This window comes from Cellvibrio sp. (assembly GCF_053579595.1).
Genome location: NZ_JBRFPI010000383.1, coordinates 1 through 4,214, shown reverse-complemented (window position 1 = coordinate 4,214; position 4,214 = coordinate 1). Strand labels below are relative to the sequence as shown.

Annotated in this window: 4 protein-coding genes; all 4 read left to right on the top strand. The window is 43.8% G+C overall.

Annotated features, from left to right (window positions below):
* Nucleotides 1-745 (top strand): co-chaperone DjlA (gene djlA, locus ACWA6V_RS18165; RefSeq protein WP_449523817.1); only part of this gene is annotated, 745 nt, incomplete at its 5' end.
* 354 nt (nt 746-1,099) lie between these two features.
* The gene (locus tag ACWA6V_RS18160) at nt 1,100-1,750 is read left to right on the top strand and encodes a GntR family transcriptional regulator (RefSeq protein ID WP_449523816.1); all 651 of its coding nucleotides are present in this window, start codon (nt 1,100-1,102) and stop codon (nt 1,748-1,750) included.
* A gap of 70 nt (nt 1,751-1,820) precedes the next feature.
* On the top strand, nt 1,821-2,747 hold the full coding sequence (locus tag ACWA6V_RS18155; RefSeq protein WP_449523815.1) for an alpha/beta hydrolase: 927 nt from the start codon (nt 1,821-1,823) through the stop codon (nt 2,745-2,747).
* 686 nt (nt 2,748-3,433) lie between these two features.
* Nucleotides 3,434-4,214: glycoside hydrolase family 11 protein (locus tag ACWA6V_RS18150; RefSeq protein WP_449523814.1), on the top strand; the 781-nt coding region annotated here is incomplete at its 3' end.

Sequence of the window (4,214 nt, the reverse complement as noted above, 5' to 3'; positions counted from 1 at the left end):
CCAAAGTATTCGCGCAGCTTTTTTGAAGGCGACGTTTAGTTTTTTGGGTTATATCGCCAGTTGCGACGGACAAATCAACCGTGAGGAAGTGAATCGCATTAAAGTTCATATGAAAAAAATGCACTTGTCCGAGGATGAGCAGCGCAATGCGCTGCTGTTATTCAAATCCGGCACTGCACCCGACTTTAATGCGAGTCAGGCCTTGGGGGAGTTTCGCGCAGCAACAACCCCAAAACTGATCCAGATTTTATTGGTGCACCTGCTCACCATGGCGCGTGCAGATGGGTACCTGATGGAAAAAGAGCTGCATGCACTGCAGTGGGTCGCACGGGAACTTGGTTACAAAAGTATAGTGTTCAATCACTTATTAAAAATGATTTACGAGCAAGACCAACTCGCCCTAAGCCGCAATCCGCCGCAGCCTGCACAACCCGACACCTACAGTGCGCCACAACCCGAGCAAAATAAAGAACAGAAAAAAGCAAACACCAATGCCCATCAACCAGCGGGCAATCGCCATCAGGATTTACACAAAGCCTACAAAATATTGGGCGTGACGACTGAGATGACTGAAGATGAAATCCGGCGTGCCTATAAAAAACTCGCGAGCCAGCTCCACCCTGATAAATTAATGAGCCAGGGCTTGGCGCAAGAACAAATGCATAAAGCTACCGAACATTTTAAACGTGTTCAGGCTGCCTATTCTTTTATTAAGAAACATCGCTCAATCTATTCCGCTCGTTAAAGTGGCGCTGCCAATCACTCCCGCGGCATCTTCCAAAAAAAGAGCCTACCTACACGCCCGTCTTCCTCAAAAAGTCAGTAAAAATAGCAGTGTAACCGAAATCATTTTCTTGCTACTAGCACACTAGTTCACCAGCTAAAAGAGATTTACTAACGCAATTGATTGATAAGCATATTGAAATATTGTATGTTTTAATTATGGTAATATTGACTACAAGACAGATTGATCGCATTTTTGCCGCTTGGATGATTTGTCAGGTGTTTTCAAATATTGAGGATCAATCTGGAATCGCAGAGAGTTTTTGATGCAGCTTTTTAGCGACATATAAGCGTAATTTTATTACTTGGAAATCAAATGCTCAGTGTATCTGTCTACGATCTTATAAAAGTCAAAATAGCATCCATGGAATATGCACCAGGCAGCAATTTCTCGGAAATGGAATTAGCCAATGAGCTGGGTATACCAAGGGGAAAAGTAAGGGAAGCGTTTAATCTGCTGTCGCAAGATAAGTTGGTTCAGGTTATCCCGCAAAGATGCACCACCATCTGCAAACTGGAGCTGGGGAATATTTTAGATTCGATATTTATTGTCAGGTCGATACTGATTGCGATCGTTAAGGATGTACATCTAGCCTACCTTGATAAATCTTTGCCTTTGTCGCAACTACGGACAGATTTATTAGCTATGGAAAAGAACAACAATTTTTCAGAGGTAGATTTTTTCAAACTTGACCATGACTTTCATCTAACCCTGTCAGAGCTAAGTGGATTTCCGCGTTTAAATAAAATTATTTTTAAAGAAAAATTAAATATTGATAGAACACTGAGGCTATCGGTAAAACGGCAGGCGGATTACATAACCATCCTCAGGATTTATGGGAAAGTGATTGATACTTTACTGGCAGGCGCGCCCGACAAATCAATTAAAGCCCTGTGCGAGTTAGCCAGCATGCTTGAGACATGCGCAAATGCCGCAAGCAAAAATCATCCACATTTGTTCAAGTAAGCTTAAAAAAAATAAAAGCACGTTCGTTTCTTCTCAACTATAAAAATGTTTGTTAACCGGAGTCCATCCTATGCAACGGCAATTTGTTCGTTTTTTTCAATCTTTAGTCTTGGGTTTTTGTCTGGTCAGTAGCGCAGGATTTTCCCAGGATGGAAAAATGTACCCCATAGAAGCGCCCAAAGAACCTGGCGCTATTCCTCTGGGTACAGGCGGTGTAGATGACCAACCGGCAAAAGAATCCTGGTTTCGCCAGTGGGGTGACCCTATGGCGAGAAATATTTCAACAGCAACATTAACACCTTTTCTTGCCGACCCTAAAAAAGCCAACGGCGCCAGTGTCATAGTTGCACCCGGAGGCGGCTTCATGTGGTTGTCCATGGGTAATAAAGGATGGGAAGTTGCAGAGGCACTTGCGGCGCGCGGCATCAATGCTTTTGTATTGAAGTACCGGTTGCAACCCACAGCCGATTCATTGGAAGCATTTGAAACACAAATGACCCAACGCTTTGCAGAAGCAGCAAAAAATTCGAGCGATAAAACGCCGCGTGCAAGACCCGGTGGAAACCTTGAAAACCAATTGGAAGATGCAGAAGCTGCCTATGCGCTAATTGAGCGCCGCGCTAAAGAGTGGAACGTCGATATGAAAAAAATTGGCATGATGGGCTTTTCTGCTGGAGCAGGCTTAACCATGGCAACCACCCTTCAATCGAAAAAGGTAAAGCTGGCTTTTATTGCGCCTATTTACGGCGGCATGAACGCAGTTGAAGTACCCAAAAATGCACCGCCAATGTTCGCGGCAATCGCGGTTGATGATTTCCTTTTCCATGGTGAATTCGGATTAATAAAATCCTGGTATGACGCCAAGGTTCCAGTGGAATTTCACCTGTACCAAAACGGTGGACATGGTTTTGGTTTAGGCAATCCGGATCGCACCAGCAACAAATGGTTCGATGCATTTATGCATTGGCTCGATGTCAATAAATTTACTACACCTTAGTTTTTTAAAATAACGGGGTGCGCTTTTTCTATCGCTCATAGAAACTAGCGCACTCCGCAGTATTACTTTAATTACTACCTGCAGCACAATTTCTCTCTCCAGAATCCCCTTGATTACCTCTGCGACATGCTCCTTAATATTTTTCTTTTTTAATTAAAATACTAGTTTTTAGTTTATTCTCACTCGCATAAATATCGACAACCGTTATCCCAAGCCGCTGCACACCCTTATTTAACCACGCACAAACACACCTGCAAAAAAACATTCATATTTTAAAATTGAAATCCGCACCAAAATATTTGCATATAAATATATTTTTCTTGGCAATGCCGTCTGATTTGCTCTGGCACTTAAATAGCAGAACCAGATCATAAAAAAACACTTCCCCTGCTCGATTTATAGAACCAGTTTGCTAAACCGACACTTTTGTAAAAAACCCCAATATCCATATAAGCATACAATATTTAAAATTCATTCGGTCGAGACAGATCGCCAGCCACATTTCCTCAGCTGACCCTCACATAACAACAGTATTCCGACTCTCGATCAAAAAACCTGTTCCTATCGATCAGGATGCGTCAACACACCAGGCTCCATTCACCCGCAATGGAACCCCTTCGGAGATCAATAATGACATTAACTACCCGGCAGTTTAATCACGCTTATTTATGTGGAGGTAATTCCTAATGAAACTGGCAACGCTAAAAAAAATGGTTGGCCTTTCGGTCTTGGGGCTCGCCACTTTGTGTTCCACCTCGGCAAATTCACAAACACTGAGCAGCAATTCCACCGGTACCAACAATGGATTTTTTTATTCGTTCTGGAAAGATTCCGGCAGTGCAACCATGACCTTATACGGCGGTGGCCGCTATTCATCACAATGGAATAACAGCACGAATAACTGGGTGGGCGGTAAAGGCTGGCAGCCGGGCAACAGTTCAAGAACAATTAGCTACAGCGGAAATTACGGCGGTAGCAATAGCCAAAATACTTATTTAGCACTTTATGGATGGACGAGAAGTCCGTTAATCGAATATTACGTGATTGAAAGTTACGGTTCGTACAATCCCGCGAGTTGTTCTGGTGGTACTGATTACGGCAGCTTCCAAAGTGATGGTGCAACCTATAACGTTCGCCGTTGCTTGCGTACGCAACAGCCGTCTATCGATGGAACCCAAACGTTTTATCAATATTTCAGCGTAAGAAATCCTAAAAAAGGTTTCGGCAATATTTCCGGCACGATTACGTTTGCAAACCACGCTAATTTTTGGGCGAGCAAAGGATTAAACCTGGGCAACCATGATTACCAGATCGTGGCGACTGAGGGTTATCAAAGCACCGGTAGTTCCGACATCACCGTTAGCCAAGGCCCTATCAATGGTGGCAGCAGCAGTGTTGCGAATAACTCTTCACGCGCGAATAGCAGCGCCACGAGTATTGGCGCAGGTAGCGTTGTCGTACGCGCAC

Coding starts and splice junctions, on each gene's coding strand:
- ACWA6V_RS18160 (WP_449523816.1), top strand. CDS start 1,100: ATGCTCAGTGTATCTGTCTACGATCTTATAAAAGTCAAAATAGCATCC.
- ACWA6V_RS18155 (WP_449523815.1), top strand. CDS start 1,821: ATGCAACGGCAATTTGTTCGTTTTTTTCAATCTTTAGTCTTGGGTTTT.